The 17,134-nt window shown below is 29.4% G+C and carries 17 protein-coding genes; 3 read left to right on the top strand and 14 right to left on the bottom strand.

Going from position 1 to position 17,134, the window contains the following annotated elements:
- Nucleotides 1-47 precede the first annotated feature (47 nt).
- Entirely contained in the window at nt 48-1,244 is a 1,197-nt protein-coding gene (locus ACY2IJ_RS00985) for a FecR family protein (RefSeq protein WP_476725294.1), read from the bottom strand.
- A 212-nt stretch (nt 1,245-1,456) separates the two neighbouring features.
- On the opposite strand from ACY2IJ_RS00985, the gene ACY2IJ_RS00980 reads away from it, so the two are divergent.
- Nucleotides 1,457-2,110 (top strand): RNA polymerase sigma factor, encoded by a 654-nt coding sequence (locus tag ACY2IJ_RS00980; protein WP_476725293.1) that lies wholly within the window; start codon nt 1,457-1,459, stop codon nt 2,108-2,110.
- A 131-nt stretch (nt 2,111-2,241) separates the two neighbouring features.
- On the opposite strand, the gene ACY2IJ_RS00975 is transcribed toward ACY2IJ_RS00980, so the two are convergent.
- The 4 genes from ACY2IJ_RS00975 to ACY2IJ_RS00960 form a co-directional block, all read right to left on the bottom strand.
- On the bottom strand, nt 2,242-3,156 hold the full coding sequence (locus ACY2IJ_RS00975) for a DUF5655 domain-containing protein (RefSeq protein ID WP_476725292.1): 915 nt from the start codon (nt 3,154-3,156) through the stop codon (nt 2,242-2,244).
- A gap of 10 nt (nt 3,157-3,166) precedes the next feature.
- On the bottom strand, nt 3,167-6,007 hold the full coding sequence (locus ACY2IJ_RS00970; RefSeq protein ID WP_476725291.1) for a type I restriction endonuclease subunit R: 2,841 nt from the start codon (nt 6,005-6,007) through the stop codon (nt 3,167-3,169).
- Nucleotides 6,008-6,017: 10 nt separating this feature from the next.
- Nucleotides 6,018-6,929: an Abi family protein gene (locus ACY2IJ_RS00965; protein ID WP_476725290.1), complete on the bottom strand. Its 912-nt coding sequence runs from the start codon at nt 6,927-6,929 to the stop codon at nt 6,018-6,020.
- A gap of 382 nt (nt 6,930-7,311) precedes the next feature.
- Nucleotides 7,312-8,238: a tyrosine-type recombinase/integrase gene (locus tag ACY2IJ_RS00960; protein ID WP_476725289.1), complete on the bottom strand. Its 927-nt coding sequence runs from the start codon at nt 8,236-8,238 to the stop codon at nt 7,312-7,314.
- A 103-nt stretch (nt 8,239-8,341) separates the two neighbouring features.
- On the opposite strand from ACY2IJ_RS00960, the gene ACY2IJ_RS00955 reads away from it, so the two are divergent.
- On the top strand, nt 8,342-9,583 hold the full coding sequence (locus ACY2IJ_RS00955; protein WP_476725288.1) for a restriction endonuclease subunit S: 1,242 nt from the start codon (nt 8,342-8,344) through the stop codon (nt 9,581-9,583).
- Here ACY2IJ_RS00955 and ACY2IJ_RS00950 read toward each other — a convergent pair.
- The 4 genes from ACY2IJ_RS00950 to ACY2IJ_RS00935 all read right to left on the bottom strand — a co-directional run bounded on the left by ACY2IJ_RS00950 (nt 9,576) and on the right by ACY2IJ_RS00935 (nt 13,417).
- Nucleotides 9,576-10,748 (bottom strand): restriction endonuclease subunit S, encoded by a 1,173-nt coding sequence (locus tag ACY2IJ_RS00950; protein ID WP_476725287.1) that lies wholly within the window; start codon nt 10,746-10,748, stop codon nt 9,576-9,578. The two genes, ACY2IJ_RS00955 and ACY2IJ_RS00950, sit on opposite strands and share 8 nt — an antisense overlap.
- Before the next feature lie 41 nt (nt 10,749-10,789).
- Nucleotides 10,790-12,394 (bottom strand): type I restriction-modification system subunit M, encoded by a 1,605-nt coding sequence (locus tag ACY2IJ_RS00945; protein WP_476725286.1) that lies wholly within the window; start codon nt 12,392-12,394, stop codon nt 10,790-10,792.
- A 189-nt stretch (nt 12,395-12,583) separates the two neighbouring features.
- Nucleotides 12,584-12,940, bottom strand: a complete 357-nt coding sequence (locus tag ACY2IJ_RS00940; RefSeq protein ID WP_476725285.1) for a CPCC family cysteine-rich protein — start codon at nt 12,938-12,940, stop codon at nt 12,584-12,586.
- Nucleotides 12,941-13,024: 84 nt separating this feature from the next.
- On the bottom strand, nt 13,025-13,417 hold the full coding sequence (locus ACY2IJ_RS00935) for a hypothetical protein (protein ID WP_476725284.1): 393 nt from the start codon (nt 13,415-13,417) through the stop codon (nt 13,025-13,027).
- Nucleotides 13,418-13,769: 352 nt separating this feature from the next.
- On the opposite strand from ACY2IJ_RS00935, the gene ACY2IJ_RS00930 reads away from it, so the two are divergent.
- Entirely contained in the window at nt 13,770-14,276 is a 507-nt protein-coding gene (locus tag ACY2IJ_RS00930) for a hypothetical protein (RefSeq protein ID WP_476725283.1), read from the top strand.
- On the opposite strand, the gene ACY2IJ_RS00925 is transcribed toward ACY2IJ_RS00930, so the two are convergent.
- The 5 genes from ACY2IJ_RS00925 to ACY2IJ_RS00905 form a co-directional block, all read right to left on the bottom strand.
- A complete protein-coding gene (locus ACY2IJ_RS00925) occupies nt 14,273-14,404 on the bottom strand; it encodes a hypothetical protein (protein WP_022199157.1) in 132 nt (43 codons plus the stop codon). The genes ACY2IJ_RS00930 and ACY2IJ_RS00925 overlap by 4 nt on opposite strands.
- A gap of 74 nt (nt 14,405-14,478) precedes the next feature.
- Nucleotides 14,479-15,132 carry a P-loop NTPase family protein gene (locus tag ACY2IJ_RS00920; RefSeq protein ID WP_476725282.1) on the bottom strand — a complete coding sequence of 218 codons (654 nt, stop codon included), beginning with the start codon at nt 15,130-15,132 and terminating at the stop codon, nt 14,479-14,481.
- A 63-nt stretch (nt 15,133-15,195) separates the two neighbouring features.
- Nucleotides 15,196-15,678, bottom strand: a complete 483-nt coding sequence (locus ACY2IJ_RS00915; RefSeq protein WP_476725281.1) for a hypothetical protein — start codon at nt 15,676-15,678, stop codon at nt 15,196-15,198.
- A gap of 4 nt (nt 15,679-15,682) precedes the next feature.
- Nucleotides 15,683-15,955, bottom strand: a complete 273-nt coding sequence (locus tag ACY2IJ_RS00910; protein WP_476725280.1) for a helix-turn-helix domain-containing protein — start codon at nt 15,953-15,955, stop codon at nt 15,683-15,685.
- A gap of 225 nt (nt 15,956-16,180) precedes the next feature.
- On the bottom strand, nt 16,181-17,035 hold the full coding sequence (locus ACY2IJ_RS00905; protein WP_476725279.1) for an RteC domain-containing protein: 855 nt from the start codon (nt 17,033-17,035) through the stop codon (nt 16,181-16,183).
- Nucleotides 17,036-17,134: the final 99 nt, after the last annotated feature.

Genomic DNA, 17,134 nt, shown 5'->3' with positions numbered 1-17,134 from the left:
AGTACTGCTGTGGTAGGTGGATACTTTTTCCCTTTCTTTTTACTTTATTATCTTAAAATGATTGTTTTATTTTTTATGGTATAAGCATTGATAAATTTTGTTTTTTGTACAGTTGATAAAATTTCATTTAATGATTCATTCTTTTTAAGTACTCCATTAAACTTTATTTTTTCTAGTGCTTTATTTTCAAATTCTATATGTACATCATACCAACGTGACAACACAAGCATAATTTCTTTTAATGTTGTGCCTTTAAAACTAAAAACACCTTGTTTCCAAGAGATGACATTGTATACATCAACAGGATGAACAGTTATTTGATGATCTTTTGTATTTAGTACAGATTGTTGATCTGGAGAAAGTATTTTTTTGCTGTTTTCGGTACTTACAGAAACTTTACCTTCTACCAATGCAGTATAAATATTAGACTCTTCTTTATATGCTTTGATGTTGAATTCGGTTCCTAATACTTCAACTTCTTGCAATGCTGTTATTACTTTAAAAGGAGCCCCATTGTGTTCTGTACTAGGAGATACATTAAAATAAGCTTCTCCATATACCAATTCAATTTGTCTTGGTTTTCCTTTAGTAAAATGAACAGGAAATTTTAATTGAGAATCAGAATTCAGCCATACTTTAGTATCATCTGACAATTGTATAAAAAATTGACCACCTCTAGGAACGGTTATATAATTTTTAGGGGCTTCAGCTAAAACAGAGACTACAGTGTCTGCTTGAAAATTAGAAATAGCAGTGTTGTAAACAATTTGTGTTCCGTTACTCTGAGCGTTTTTTGTTTTGAATTTTGTTCCTTTTTCCAAATGAATTTCAGAACCGTCTTCTAAAGTTAAAATAGCTTTGTCTGTTCCTGTTGGTATTTGTTCATTAGTTTTTTCAGACAACACCTTAGATAATCTATTCGATTTTTTAAATATATTAGGGATAAACCAATAGCCAGTAGTAGCAATAATTGCTACAGAAGCAGCCACTGTATATTTATAAATTTGTTTCTGTTTTTTTTGAGTATAAGACTTCAGCTGTAACTCAACATTTATTCTTTTCCATATACTTTTAGTTTTTGCATTAGGTTTAAAAAAAGTTATATCTAGTTTATTTTCTTTCTCAAGATCACAATCTTCCATTATTTTTCTTTCTTGCTCAGAACTTCTATTTTCATAATATCGTTCGAACAGTTCCGTAACCAATAATAATTTTAGCCACTTTTTTTTGTTATTATTTTTCATGTGAAAACCATGTTTTTGTTGTACTCTACATATATATCGTATGAAGCCCCTTTTTTTTTCCCTCAATTAGGTTAAGGAAATGTTACCTCTTTCAAAAGACTATATATCAACATAATAAAAACCATTCCCCATACATTCTTATATTAAGAAAATGATTTTTAGTAACATTTTTTTAATCTACATTCAACAATATCTTATTACTATTTGGTAATTTGCGCTTAAAATTATTCTTTGATAAAATGTTACAATCAGATAAAAATTTACTAATAGCTATTTATGATAAAAAAGATGAGAAAGCATTTAAGATTTTTTATGATAGATACGCTAGTTTACTTTTAAACTGGGCTACTAAACATACGGGTAACAAAGAAATATCAGCAGATATTGTTCAAAATTTTTGGGTTATTTTTTGGTCAAAACCTTATGCTATAAAAACAGATGAGACAGGAGCTGCGAGAAAATATTTGATTCATTATTTTACTTATAGAATGTTTGATTATTTACGAACTTCTGCTGCAAAAACTTTAGGTAATGACTTTTTGCTAGAAACTTTAAGTGAGTCTGAAAGTTATTCACATATCATAGAAAATATTCAGGTAGAAGAAATATTAAATGTTATCCAAGATATTTTAAAAGTTTTTCCTGAATTAACTCAACAAATATTTAAAGAAGTTTGGGAAAATAATCTTAGTGCAAAAGAAGCCTCTAAACAGCTAGGAGTTAGTGAAAAAGTGATTAGAACTCATCATAAAAAAGTATTAAACTTGGTAAGAGATAAAATTGAAAAACTATTAAACGACAACGATTTAACCGATCAAAAAACAATTTTAAAAATTATAGTATTATTAGGTTTACTTGTACGATAATATACAATTTGTATGAACACCTTTATCAATGTTATTTTTATAGCCAATATTAAGATTGTAAATCGTATTATTTTAGATATCCATTAACTATAAATATTAATTCATTATATCTCTATTTTAATATTATAATATTAGGACTGGTAAATAACTTCCTTAATAAGGCTCATGATATATTCCAAATCTTTGGTGTTGGTTACAATGGTTTCATAATCTCCGTTTCCCCAGTGTCCTGTGTTGGATACATCACGCATGATTCCTTTGGCATCGTCTAATTGCCCTTTGTTTAGGTTGATAAATAATTTTAATCCTTTTTTAAGTACTACTATATCACAAAGGTTTTTCTCTTTTTTAAAGGCTATGTATAGTTTATTTACCTTTATATCAATATCATCAGCTAAGTTTAAAATAGCTTCTTTATAAAGCTCGTATAGCTCTATAATTTCTTCTGATTTATTCACTAAATGTTCTTCTTCAGTATATACTTTTATTTCTTTTGTTACCGATTGAAGCTGACTATTAGATGCTGTAATGGGTTTTATACTTTCAGCAGATTTTGATTTTTTTATAGGATTGATGCTGATTAAATTATTCTGATATTTTTTTATTTCCCATAATTCAATAGCAATATCTTTAAAGTTGGTTGCTGTTTTTTGATTTTCAGTGAAACTTGTAGACACAAACATGACTCTGGTTTGGCTCCAGTCAACGTCATTACGTTTTAAGTTTTGTTTTAAAGTTTCGTTATACTCAACTATAAAATCTGCTTTGTTTTCTAGCATTAAACTTAAATAAGTAAAACCTTGATCTACGACACTGCTGTTTTTGCTCCTTTTGTATTCTATAATAATAAAAGCGTTGGACTCCTTATCAAAAGCTAGCGTATCAATTCGTTTGTTTTTTATAGAAAACTCCGATTTCACCAATTGTAAGTTTGTTATAACATGAAGGTTTTCCTCAAAAACATGTTGTATTTCACTTTCTAGTTTAAAAGGAATTTCTTTAAAACTATGTAACTCATTCTTTTTATTTACCGAGTATAAATTCATTTTCTACTTTTTAACTATCAATACCATTGATAAAGGTTTTGATAAAGTCCTTAATTTTTAATGTAATCCTATTGCTTATTGATTCACGTTGGAGTACACTAGGTTGTTTTTCTAAAGCATCAATCACCTCATCTTCTGTGGCCATTCTACCTGTAAACAAAAAATCGTTTATGATGTTTTCTACTTTATCATGTTTTAAAGCTTCTGTAGTACTTAATTCTTGTAATGCTTTTTGGGTTTCTAGTTTCCAATAATTTTTAAATTCATCTTCTATCAATTCACTATTTTCAATAGAAGGTAAATTGTTTTGAATGAATTTTTCTATCAATTCACGTTTGCTACGCAGCTCTGCATCTCCAGATAACAATTCTATAATTTGCTTTTTTTGATTTGCTTTATCTTTAGGATTCGCTTCTTGTAACTGTGCTAGCAACTTCATTATGTAGGTTACGTTTATTTCATCTCTATGTAGCAATTCAATTTCAAAATCAATTTCATTTAAAATAGATGCCTTAACTCTTTTGGGAATTTTATCTTTTAAATCGTAGTATTTAGAAACAAAATTTTTAAACTCTTGCGGTTTTATTGGCAAATCCTCAAAGTTAAACTGGGTAAACGACTCTAGAATATTTTTAAGACGAATGATATCTCTAAACGCTTTTGCAAACTCTAGTTCATCTTCTTCAGTAACCAAATCATTTACATGATTAGGTGTTGGAGTGATCGCTATTAATTTCTCATAAGCTTCTTTGAATAAAGAAAGCTGCTCGTGATAAGGAGCTATGATAATGGTTTCTTTTGCCGAAAGATTAGAAAATAACCTAACCGCATCATCTGTGTTTTGTTTTAAGTTACGAAACGTTACAATATTCCCTTGTGATTTGTTATCATTTAAAATTCTGTTGGTACGAGAAAAAGCTTGAATTAATCCATGATATTTTAAGTTTTTATCTACATATAAGGTGTTTAATGTTTTGCTATCAAACCCTGTAAGGAACATGTTTACAACTAATAAAATATCTATTTCTTTTGCTCTAACTCTTTTAGAGATATTGGTTTTATAATTTAGAAAAGATTTGGCATCATTTGCAGTATGTGAATCGTTAAACATTTTGTTATAATCTGCAATAAATTCATCTAACTTGTCTCTTGTTGCTTTGTTTACTGGAGCATCATCACTAACATCTTCCTCAGGTAAATTACCATCAATCGTTTCAACCTCTTCATTAGTATTGTATGAAAAGATGGTTGCTATTTTATAATTGTGTACACCCGCTTCTTTTTTAGCTTTCAAAAGTTCGTAGTACTTTATTAAAATATCCACACTACTTACACAAAACATGGCCGTAAATTGTTTGCTATTGGTTTTGTCGTAATGATTGTTAAGAATGTAATTGGTAACGGTTTCTATATAGCCATCACTCTCGTACACCTCTTTTGTATCAATAGCTTGTACTTTGGTGTCTTCTGTTTCTTCTTGAATTTTTTTCTTAAAAACGTTGTAATATTCTATAGAGAACTTTAACACATTTTCATCTCTAATCGCATCCGTAATTACATATTTATGCAAACAATCGTGAAACAGATTTGCTGTGGTTTGTTTTACACTTTTAATACTGGTTGCATTTTCTTTAAAAATAGGTGTTCCGGTAAACCCAAACAGTTGATGATTTGTGAAAAATTTCACAATGTTTTTATGAGTTTCTCCAAACTGAGAACGATGGCATTCATCAAAAATAAAAATGGTTTTGTTATCTTTAATTTTTTCGATTTGATTTTTAAATGCGGTTTTCTTTGTGGCTACATTTAGTTTTTGAATGGTGGTTACTATTAATTTTTTAGAAGGATCTAAAAAGTGTTTCACCAATGTTTTAGTATCTTCTGTTCCATCAATACTATCTTTGTCAAAAAATTGAAACTCTCTTACTGTTTGGTCATCTAAATCTTGTCTGTCTACAACAAAAACAACTTTTTTAATTTTAGGGTTGTTGATGAGTATTTGACTTGCCTTGAATGATGTTATTGTTTTACCAGACCCTGTAGTATGCCATATATATCCATTTTTATCAGAGTTTTTTATTCTGTTAATGATGGATTCTACCGCATGGTATTGATAGGGTCTTAATGCCATTAAAATTTTATCACTCTGATGCAGGACCACATACTTGGTAATCATTTTGGCAATGTGACAAGGTTCTAAAAAGATGTTTGCAAACGTTTCTAATTGAGAGATTCTCTTGTTTTCTTTATCGCTCCAATAAGAGGTAAACTTAAAACTTGGCATTTTACCCTGCTTATAGGTATTGGCATAGTATTTTGTGTTTTCTCCATTGCTTATTACAAAAAGCTGTACATAGTTAAACAAAGCATGGTTAGATCCAAAAGAATCTCTTTGATAACGACAAACTTGATTGAAGGCTTCTTTTAATTCAACTCCTCTTTTTTTCAATTCAATTTGCACCAAAGGCAACCCGTTTATTAAAATGGTTACATCATAACGGTTTTCTCTTTTGCCGTTAATGGTTACTTGATTGGTTACTTGAAATTGATTTTGACACCAGAAGTCCTGATTGATAAATTCAATATAAGATTTATCACCATTGTCTTTTTGTAACACATATTTTGTGTCTCGTAATGTTTGAGCTTTGTCAAAAATATTCCCCTTAGAAAGATGTATTAAAACTCTTTTAAACTCAGCAGTTGTAAAAGTGGTTTTATTGTGTGTCTCAAGTTGATGTTTTAGATTTTTTACCAAATCATCTTCTGTTTTTATAGTAACCGACTTGTAACCTAAACTTATTAATTGGCTTACTAAGTTATTTTCTAATTCTTGTTCTGGTTGGGTTCTCATTGCTGTTTTATTATTTCCAAAGTGGTTCTGCTTTCCAATTTGGTTTTATGCCTAAAGCATTAGGATCTACGTTTGGGTATTTGTTTAACAAAGCCTCTAATCTATTACCAAACTCATTCTTAGGAATGATGGTGTTTAGCATGTATTTCATTAAACACATGTGAATATACAATTTACTAAATTCATGTTGTTTAGGAATGTTATTTATATCTGTTATCCATGGGTTTGGAGGTTTTGATAGTAATTTTACTGTTCCTGGCAAATTACGATTCCATAACCTTGAATGATGTGCACAAAAATTACGAATTTGAGCTATGGATTGTAACCAACTAGGTAAATATGTGTGATTGACAGCACCAAATTCTTTAGCAATGCTATCTTTGGCACTTACGGTGTTTTTTAAATTTCCGTAAAGCTTAGACAATGCTCCAAAACTTGTTTGCTCTAGCGATTTCCATGCTGGAGGAAAACGTCCATCATCTTTGTGTTTCTTATGATGGTTTTTTATAGATATGTCTTTGGTTCTCGCTATTTCTTCTTCTAAATTAGATAAGGTTTTTACCAAAGCTTTGCTATCGTTAAACAATTCAAAATTTTGAAACCACCAAGGATCTATTTCATGCGATAGGTAGTATATTAATTTGGTACGCAAACTAATTTCTATTTTTTCTATCACATCAAACAATAACAAACGTAATTCGGCATCAAAATTATATAGTGCTATTACATCTTCAAATTTACTATTGGGTTTAAAAATGTGATTTTCCTTATCTGATTGCATTACATACCAATACTCACCAAGCCTATAATAGCTTATATTGATTAAGTATTTTTCTGCTATCCGTGGATGTTTAATTTCTAAACCACGTTCTTGTAATTGCTTTACTTGTTCTTCTAATGTAAATGCTTTTTTATCAAACATAAAGTATTTGTAGAATTTATTGAACCTTATAAAAAGCAAAAGACACACCCTGGGACGCTGTTCTTATGATGTAGCGTGGTGTGTACTGTTGCTGCAAAATTACAACTTTCACACCATAAACCACGCATTATTATGATTAATTTTAATGAACCGTAGTTATTTTTGATTAAAATGGATTCATTTTTATACATCTAACACATGTTCTCGATAGATACCGAAACAAGTTCAGGACATTCGAACGGACAAGATTCTAATAGTTTGTTTATGCCCAATATTATATGAATTTACTGCCTTTAGCACACCATATAAATTTGCTCCCTTTGAATTTTCTTTTTACTATTTATAATAATTTTCCTTTTTTAATTTTAAGTCTACTAAAATATCATTTTAAAGCACGAAACATTTGATTTATTGCTTTTTTCTTTTGTTCTGTGTTAGGGTGTACATATAAATTAAGTGTGGTGCTTATGTTGGAATGCCCCAAAAGCACACTTACTGTTTTATAATCACATTTACTTTCTATGCAACGGGTAGCAAAACTATGTCTTAGTCCATGAAATTTTAGATTGGGCATGTTTAAGTCCGACATTAAATTTTTATAATAGTTCCTATAGGTTCTAGGTTCTGTGGGTTTGGCTTCGTTGGTGAGTACATAGAAATTAGGATTCACCACTTTTTTAAGAGATTTTATTTTGCTAACTAAAGATCTGTTTATAGGGATTTCTCTTATGGAATTTTTTGTTTTTGGAGTATCTATTAATAACTCTGTTTTTCTGATTCCGTTTTCTATGGTATAAATGCGCTGAATGGTTTTGTTTACCGATATTAAACCATCCAATTCATCAATATCTTTCCATTGTAAAGCACATATTTCTCCTATACGTAAACCCGTACTTAAGCATAAATAAACTCCGAAATTTTTAAAGGTAAAATGTTCTTGAATGTAATTCATAATTTTTACTTGCTCTGAACGTGTTAGTACTTCTAATTTTTGATGGGTACGTGGTGTAGGAAACTGCAATTCAAAAGGAGTGTAAGTAGTGTACTTGTGTTTTGCTCCGTATTTTAAGATCATTTTTAACACAATTAAAATATCTCTGATGGTTTTATGACTTAAGCCTTGTTCTATTTTTTGTAATACAAACGTTTGTACTTCTGCTTCTTCTAGTCGTTTATAATTACCAAACACAGGAAGTATATGGTTTTCTGTAAGTAACACATAAGCCGAAATGGTAGATTTTTTTACGTATTGTTTTTTGTCTGTTACCCAAAGTTTGCTAATTTCTTGAATGTTTTTTTGATGGTGCATTGTGTTGTTTTTAATGAATGCACAAAGAAATAAATTAGGGATTAAGGATTCCGATACACGATATTTAAAGATTTATAATCTTTAATCAATCGAGGTTCCTAATTTGAGATTTCCAAATTTTGAAGGAGATTGGAAAGTAAATAAAATGGGTGATTTAATGGAATTTAAAGTCACAAATTCTTTTTCTCGTGATAATTTAAATTACCAAAAAGGAACTATAAAAAACATTCACTACGGAGATATACATACTAAATTTCATACCTTATTTGATATCACTAAAGAACCTGTTCCGTTTATTAATGAAGAAATAAATATCGATAGAATTTCTGAAGGAAATTACTGTAAAGAAGGAGATTTAGTGTTTGCGGATGCCTCTGAAGATTTAAATGATGTAGGTAAGAGTATTGAGATTTTAAACATTAATAATGAAAAGTTATTAGCAGGATTACATACTTTATTAGCAAGACCAAAACAAAATATTTTTAGTCTAGGATTTAATGGTTATTTATTCAAATCTAATTTTGTTAGAAAACAAATACAAAAAGAATCTCAAGGCTCAAAAGTTTTAAGTATAAACGTAGGAAGAATTTCAAAAATAAATCTTCACTTACCATGTAAAGAAGAACAAAATAAAATAGTTGATTTATTAAGTCTCGTAGATTCTAGAATTATTACTCAAATTGAAATAATAAAGGATTATGAATTGTTAAAAAAAGGTGCCATGCAAAAATTATTTTCTCAAGAATTAGTTTTTAAAGATAATAGTAATAATACATTTTCTAAATGGGAAGAAAAAAAACTAGGAGAAGTAGCAGAATATTATGATGGTACACATCAAACACCTAATTATGTTTCAGAAGGTATACCTTTTTATAGTGTAGAACATGTTACAGCTAATCAATTTGAAAAAACAAAATTTATCTCTAAAGAAGTTTTTGAAAAAGAGAATAAAAGAGTAGTGTTAGAAAAAGGAGATATATTAATGACCCGTATTGGTAATGTAGGTAAAGCTAAATATATAGATTGGGATGTAGTTGCTTCGTTTTATGTCAGTTTAGCTTTAATCAAACATAACTCTTCGTTTTCTAGTAAATATTTATCTCAATATATGAACGGAATTACTTTTCAGCGAGAACTATGGAAAAGAATAATTCACGTTGCATTTCCTGTAAAAATAAATTTAGGAGAAATAGGAAAGTGTTTAGTTAGATTACCTTGTATAGAAGAACAGCAAAAAATAGCAGCTACACTATCAGCAATTGATGCTAAAATAGCATTAGAAACCAAATTGTTAGAGCATTATAAAAGTAAAAAAAAGTATTTATTACAGAACCTATTTATATAAATAAATTTTGAAGCAGGTATTTTTTTTGTTGCTCGTATTCTTTTAAAAGTAGTTTCTCTTTTTCAATCTTCTTATTAATTGAAGATAAAAAATTAGCTATTTTGGTTTGTTCCTCTACCCTAGGAAAAGGAACTTTAAATTTTTTTAAATCACTCCCATTGATTGAATTAATTGTAGCACCTAAGTTTTTATGTACCTCTCTCTTGTAATGTTGACTATCAAAATAATGAAATAAAAATTGATTATAATCACTTCTGTAGACAGACATAAAAGCACCAAATGCTAGACCAACAGATTCTTTTTTAATAATAGTATTTTTTCCTATTAACCTTTTACTTCCATTTCTTACGCATATTAAAATATCATTTAAGACTACGGGGTTAAACTCTCCCTCTTTAACATTCACAAAAACCTTATCTTTTAAAATGACGGTTCTTTCTTTTACATTTGAGGAGCGTAACACTAAAACACCATTGTCATTTACATTATCAGGACTATATGTTAATCCATTAACAATATTACCTAAATCTCCTAATTTACTTTTTTTCCATTCCGGAAATTCATTTCCATTGTCATCCTTAAACCTTCGCTCTTGAGAAAAAACATCATGTATCAACCCCGACATTAAGGATTCTAAAGATTGAATTATTTCAATTTGGGTAGAGATACGGTCGTCAATTACAGAAAGTAAAACAAAAATTTTCTTTTGTTCTTCTATTTTTGGTATTGTAATCTTTATTTGTTCTATGGTCTTTTTTGATAAACTCGGCACTCCTGATGCTTCATTATATTTTAACCAATTAACCTGCTCAAAAACATAAAATAAAAACTTAGGTATAATATCTCTAAAAGAATGTGTATAAAACAAAGTGTCTACTGTCCAGAGCTTACCATAATAATAAAAAGGTTTATTTATAGTACCTTTTCTTCCTATACATACTGTTTCTCCATTGAAAAGAAAATCATTTACACAGGTCATATAGCCCCCTGTCCCAAAAACAGGTATAGTACCACTCTCTAAATGTTTATAATCTTTACCGCTACCTATTTTTAATATTTCTCCAATTTTTGTTTCCTTCCAATCCTCTGTAAACCCAGGAAATCTCAAATTAGGGATATTTCTTTTATTAGGAACTTTAGTAACACTCTTGTTATTTTTTGTCATCTTGATTGTTATTTTACTTAATAAATTAGGATTAAGGATTTTTATAGGGTTGAAAAATTCAATCCTAGTTCTTTAAAATAACCATCAATTTCTGTGTCTAATGCTGCTCGTTGGGCTTCCAATTCTTTTATATTTGCCATTACCGCATGTATGTCTACTGGTTCCTCTTCTTCAAAGGTATCTACATAACGAGGAATGTTAAGATTGTAATCGTTCTCTGCAATTTCAGACAATGGAGCTCTATAACTAAACTTTTCAATTTCAGTACGCTCTTTATAGGTATCAACAATTTTAGCTATGTGTTTGTTTAGTAGTTTGTTTTGATTTCCTTGTTTTTCAAACTCTTTAGAGGCATCCATAAACAAAACATCTTCGTTTACTTCTCTACATTTTTTTACCACTAAAATACAAGTTGGAATACTGGTTCCGAAAAAGATGTTGGCAGGTAAACCAATCACCGCATCAATATAATTTCTATCTTCTATTAAGTATTTGCGAATATGTCCTTCTGCAGCTCCTCTAAACAAAACTCCATGAGGCAAAACACAAGCCATAATCCCGTTTTCATCTAAATGATGTACCATGTGTTGTACAAAGGCAAAATCGGCCTTGGTTTTTGGAGCTAATTTACCGTATTGGCTAAATCTATCATCCGAAGCAAAAATAGGTTTGGCAGACCATGCTGCAGAAAATGGAGGGTTAGCTACTATAGCCTCTGCTTTTAAGTCCATTTCCATGTGCTGGGGTTCTTCTAAGGTGTCCTCTTGTTTAAGGTCGAATTTAGAAAAATGAACATCATGTAAAATCATGTTCATACGCGCTAAGTTGTATGTGGTACGGTTTAGTTCTTGTCCGTAGAAAAAACCGACATCATCTACTTCTTTTTTTACTCTTAACAATAAAGAACCCGAACCACATGTAGGGTCATAAACAGACCTAATACGTGTTTTACGAGAGGTTACAATTTTAGCTAAAATGGTAGACACTTGTTGAGGCGTGTAGAATTCCCCTGCTTTTTTACCAGCACCTGCAGCAAACTCACCAATTAAATATTCGTAAGCATCACCTAATAAATCACTTTCAGTATCTTCTAATTTAAAATCAATTTGGTTTAAGTGACTTAATATTTTGGCTATGATTTCGTTTTGAGCTTTTACGGTTCTTCCTAATTTAGAAGAAGTTAAATCTAAATCTTCGAACAAACGTACAAAATCATCCTCAGAATCTGTACCCATGGTACTTTGTTCAATATTGTTTAAAATACGCTCTAAATCTTCTATGATGAAATAGTTTACTGCTTCATCATTTTCATTGGTTTCTAAATTATTTAAGTTTTCTCCTTTGTTGGCAATACTTGTAAACAATTCTGAAGGTTTTAAGAAATACCCTAAATTTTTAATACAAGCTTTTTTTACGTGTTCTACATATAATTTTCCCTCCTCAGAATTTTCATCTAATGTTTCGTATTTAAGGTTGTCAGGTTTTAAAATATTATCAGCATATAAGTGTAGTTTTTCTGATAAATACTTAAAGAATATAAACCCTAAGATATAATTTCTGTAATCATCGGCATCCATTTTACCTCTTAATAGGTTTGCAATGGCCCATAATTGTTTTTCTAATATTCTTTTTTGCTCTTCTGACATTTGCAATTATTTGTTTTGAGTTGTTAAATATACAAAGTAGTACGATATGAATTGTTAGTGATTCATGGTAAAAGGTAAAAAGCAATCTTCTTTGTAGTCAGTCAATTTTATTGATGTTTTTAGAAAGAAAAGTTCTTTTAGTATATGTTTAAATCCGATTGTATTAAATTAAAATTCTTAGTTCTTGTTTTAGTTTGGTAAGTGCTGTTTCCTTTTTTTATCTAATTCAATTTTTTTATCTGAATCCATAGAGAATATTTCATGCGAGTAATAAAATTTTTCAAAACGATCGTAACGGTAAATTGCTTTTATAATTCTTTTAAAATCCTGTACTGTCTTAGGTTGTTTTAGAACTTCTTCACCACTTTGAATTCTATAATCGGTTAAAGTTAATTTTTCACCAGCACTGTGGTTCGGCCAATCTTCCCGTTCATCATTATAACCGTTGTCTTCCCAATCACAGATTCGACAAATATCATAAGCTCCTTCATCATCAAAAATAGGAAAACCACAAGACTCACAAACATATTTTTGTACGTGATACACTTCTAGATACTTTTTAAAAAAAGCTCTTCTTTTTTTCGAAATCTTCAATAATATCACATTCAAAATCGACTAGAATTCTCTTTTTCATTGTCGTATTTTTTCAGATGCTATTTTTATATTTCCTTGATTTATTATGGCATATTTAGGCTCTTTTTTAGAATTATTTAGCCACCATCTATACATCTCATAATTAAACTGAAGCTTTATTTTGCTTTCTTTATAAAACACTAATCTATCATTGTCATATAAATCTATCTTTTTGTCAAACAACTTATTTTCATCTTGAGCTTTGTTGAGGTAGAATTCAACTCTTTCAGGTAACGTACTATTGTCCCAGTCTAGATACGGTATGTAATATTCGCCAACAATTACTTGAACAACTGTAGAATTCTTTCTAAATATTTTCCAAGTGTATTTTGCTTTTGAAAGTTCAAAATCACAAGTACAAAGTTTAAACTCGTTTGTTAAATCACACATTTTATTACTTTTTGAGTAAAATTAATATTATTGTGTGTTGTTGATGTGCATACAAGGTGGTATTTGATGTAATTTAATGGAAAATGATAGTAAATTGTTTGATTATCAATGCAGCTACATAACACAGTTCATATTGTTATTTGCCATAACATTAAAGCTTTAACATATGTGAATCTTCGCTATACTGATAACAGGCCTCGCTTTTACACAAAAGAATAACAAGTCTCATGTTCTAAATTTTGGAGGATGGGTTATTAAAGGATTTGTCCATTGTATAGTACTCTTGGTTGGGTTGTTAATGTTTTTAAGTATTTTTTAATGCCATTATAATCTATAACTAAATCAATCATCTATGTTAAAAATAACCTTAAAACAAACTATTAATGCCTGGATGCATTTTAGTTTTATTGATGGGTTTATACATCAACAATATACTTTTAGTAATTATTCTTTTTGTATTAGCGATTTTATAAATATGTTATTTGAAATTGAGAGGCACCAAAAAAGCTTTCTTTATTTTGATGCTGAACCAGATACTTATTTTTTAGTGTTTCAAAAAAAAGATGTGAATAACATCCGTTATGAACTAAGAAAATATCGTATTACCCCAATAGACTTTATATTAAGTTCGATAAATGAAGAACCAGGTTGCAATTTTGTTGAAAATGATGAGTATAATTACAAAATCATTATGTGTGGACAAACAACATGGATTCCTTTAGTCTACAATGTAACAGACATCTTGAAACAACAGAATTCTATTGATAAAAGTGATTATGAAGAATGGACTGGTAAAAAGTTTCCTCAAAAAGAATATACCCAATTTAAGACAACATGTAATAAACTCTTAGTTAATTAATCTCCTTTTTTATGCTTATGTGGTTTTAATGAAGGAGTATTTCCAGGAGTTTCCTTATTATCTCGTTGACGTTTGTCTGGTTTTCCTGTTGTTTTTGCTATCCTTTTTGGTCCTGGTTTAATTCCCATAATATTTAATTTTAAAAGTTTCTACAAGTTAATAAAATATATAATAGGTTTTAACAAAGCTGTAAAACATCGACTTACAATCGTTTATCCTTACAATTCTTATCAAAAGCTACTAAATTAAAAAGCTGTCGCATTCTAGAACGAACTCTAGAACCGTAACGTTCGCCTATTTCTTCTGCATTGAGATTAGTGGTAGCAAAGGTTAGTTTTTTGTTTTGAATGAATAAATCGTATCTGGAGAGTAAAATTTCTCCCATCACATTACAATCTTGCCCAAAGTGTTTACCATCAGGCTCTACTCCTAAATCATCAAAACAAAATGAAAAGCTAGAACCGTATTTTTCTATTACCTCAAAACCTTTACTGTTGAACTGGAACGTTAAAAATCTACTTGGTATGACTTGAAAACTATTTGTTGAAGGTGTGATGTGTTTTAATAATTTCATCCAACTTGTTTTTCCACAACCTACGGGACCAGAAAGTAAAATTCCTTTGTGGGGATCTAGTCCGTATTTTTCACAATTCTTGTAATCTCTGATAAAATACAAGCAAAGCTTGTAGAGTAAAAACATGTCATCTTCGTAGATTTTAAAGTTTTTTCCAAAGGTTAATCTGCCTTTGTAATTGAGATAGGCTACAATTTTGTCAAAATCGTAGTGGATGATATTATTTTCAATAGTTCCTAATTCGAATAGGGTTTCTTTTTCGTGTATGATGTGTGGGTGCATAGAGTTTATATTTTTGAAATTAGCCGGAACTATTTTTTTCATCTCGACTCCGCTCGATGACCATCAAAGTGGTTGGTTGTAATCTTTGTCATTTTCAACTTTTAAATAATCAGAATTATGATTTTCCTGTTTATAATGTTTACTATGTTTATTATTGTTTATATAAGGCCCCGATACTTGTCCCACTTTTGATACGGTAGTTGTCCCACTTTTGGTACGGTATCGGTTCACTACTTGTTCACTACTTGTCCCAAAATTGAACATGTAAATTTTACTTCCAATATGAGGGTTATGAGAAGGTTTGTAAATGATGTATTTCCATTCTGATAAATCATGTAAACATTTATGATAGGTCCCTTTGGAACCTATTCTAGACATTAACATAATTTCATTTCTATTGATAAAAAATTCCGATGAGAATCTGGCTTTATTCCAGTGATAGAACAAAGCCATATACATGCTTACATGTGTAGGATTCATTTTTGAGTCGGTTTGTATTTTTACAAAGAAATTACTGAGATGTGATATGTAATTAATCTCAGCCATAAACTCAATGTTTTACTTTGTTCTCATCCATTACTTTCTGAATTTCTTCAGCATCGTAATAAATAATTCCACCAATTTTGGTGTAAGGTAAAGTACCATTGATTCGAAGTGTTTGTAAGGTTCCTGGACTCACTTGAAGTAACTCCATAATCTCATTAGACTTTAAATACTTTTTGGTTTTTGTGGATGAATTTGATTCTAAGAGTTTTTTAAAATCTTCTAATAATTCAATTTTAAATTCTCTTAAATCATCTGTGGTAATAATTGTTGTTGGCATATTTTACAATTTTAAAGATTAACTAATAGTTTGATTTGACTTTCGTTTTTCAAAATTGCAACGCTTTGATGGAATTTATTCGGTACCTATTCGGTACTACCGAAAAAAAAACATTAAAAAACAAAACCTCAACGTCTATAGGGGTTGAGGTTTTGTTACTTAGAATTTATTTAAATAATTTTTGTAAAAATACTATTTTCGGTAGTTCCAAAAACTACCGATTTTTTATGCATCTTCTAATTCAATTTTACGAACAAGATTTAAAGATAATTTGTTTAAGAATTTGGTTTGGTCTTTGTTTCTATTCTGAATCTCTCCAAAAGTTTTGTAGTAGTTACCTAACTCAATACCAAACAACTTTTCGAATATTTCTATGATTTCTTTGATGTTGACTTCCCCATTATTAACAGCCCCAGAACATTTAAGTGAATATATAAGCTCTATTAAATCCGTTTTGGATGCTGTCCAAGAAAGGGAGTTATGAATAGTACTTTCTTTTTCACTTAAAACATTATAGCAACCATTTTCAATATTATATAAACAGTGAAGCTCTTGCTTGTAAAACTCTGTTAGTAAATCATATGTAACCACCTCACATGCTAATAAATCATAAGAGGTTGCAAATTCGGGATCTATATCTGGATAATCTGTTTGTGAAAACAAAACTAATTGTTCATTGCCTCTAATAAAGTACTTATCATCCAAAGTAGTCTGACCTTGTTTGATATATCTATAAAAATTGAGGTTTTTCTTCTTTTTAGATTCTAACCTCCTAAGCTCTTTGTGAATGTATTTCTTTTGTTTTTCTATGGAAACAAATGGCTTTTCGGTTTTGTAAGCCATTTGTAATTTTAAAAATTTAATTTCTCCACAAATACCAGGCTTGATGTTTTTAAAAAAGGTTATTTCTTCTTGTGTATTTTTAAATGATAAAGTCCTAACGTAAACTCTAATTTGATGTAAATGTGTTTTTGAAACCTTAATTTTTAGTTTCAGTTCTTCACGCTTATTAAGTTTTTTTGCTTCAATTTTTTTAATAGAATTCTCATAATTTTTCATCATTGTTTTTATTTTTTTCATTGCAATTAAATTTTTAAGCAACTTTTAATTTAATGATGAGATGATGAGTTTTAAAACAAAACTGAGTAAAAACACAGTTAAAATTGAGTGTTTTGATAT

This window comes from Wenyingzhuangia gracilariae, from assembly GCF_056387575.1.
This window is presented reverse-complemented; position numbering and strand designations above follow the sequence as displayed.

Excerpts from the sequence above, each read along its gene's own strand:
- ACY2IJ_RS00985 (WP_476725294.1), bottom strand. The coding sequence starts at position 1,244 with ATGAAAAATAATAACAAAAAAAAGTGGCTAAAATTATTATTGGTTACG.
- ACY2IJ_RS00975 (WP_476725292.1), bottom strand. The coding sequence starts at position 3,156 with ATGAATTTATACTCGGTAAATAAAAAGAATGAGTTACATAGTTTTAAA.
- ACY2IJ_RS00970 (WP_476725291.1), bottom strand. The coding sequence starts at position 6,007 with ATGAGAACCCAACCAGAACAAGAATTAGAAAATAACTTAGTAAGCCAA.
- ACY2IJ_RS00965 (WP_476725290.1), bottom strand. The coding sequence starts at position 6,929 with ATGTTTGATAAAAAAGCATTTACATTAGAAGAACAAGTAAAGCAATTA.
- ACY2IJ_RS00960 (WP_476725289.1), bottom strand. The coding sequence starts at position 8,238 with ATGCACCATCAAAAAAACATTCAAGAAATTAGCAAACTTTGGGTAACA.
- ACY2IJ_RS00950 (WP_476725287.1), bottom strand. The coding sequence starts at position 10,748 with ATGACAAAAAATAACAAGAGTGTTACTAAAGTTCCTAATAAAAGAAAT.
- ACY2IJ_RS00945 (WP_476725286.1), bottom strand. The coding sequence starts at position 12,394 with ATGTCAGAAGAGCAAAAAAGAATATTAGAAAAACAATTATGGGCCATT.
- ACY2IJ_RS00935 (WP_476725284.1), bottom strand. The coding sequence starts at position 13,417 with ATGTGTGATTTAACAAACGAGTTTAAACTTTGTACTTGTGATTTTGAA.
- ACY2IJ_RS00930 (WP_476725283.1), top strand. The coding sequence starts at position 13,770 with ATGTTAAAAATAACCTTAAAACAAACTATTAATGCCTGGATGCATTTT.
- ACY2IJ_RS00925 (WP_022199157.1), bottom strand. The coding sequence starts at position 14,404 with ATGGGAATTAAACCAGGACCAAAAAGGATAGCAAAAACAACAGGAAAA.
- ACY2IJ_RS00920 (WP_476725282.1), bottom strand. The coding sequence starts at position 15,132 with ATGCACCCACACATCATACACGAAAAAGAAACCCTATTCGAATTAGGA.
- ACY2IJ_RS00915 (WP_476725281.1), bottom strand. The coding sequence starts at position 15,678 with ATGGCTGAGATTAATTACATATCACATCTCAGTAATTTCTTTGTAAAA.
- ACY2IJ_RS00910 (WP_476725280.1), bottom strand. The coding sequence starts at position 15,955 with ATGCCAACAACAATTATTACCACAGATGATTTAAGAGAATTTAAAATT.
- ACY2IJ_RS00905 (WP_476725279.1), bottom strand. The coding sequence starts at position 17,035 with ATGAAAAAAATAAAAACAATGATGAAAAATTATGAGAATTCTATTAAA.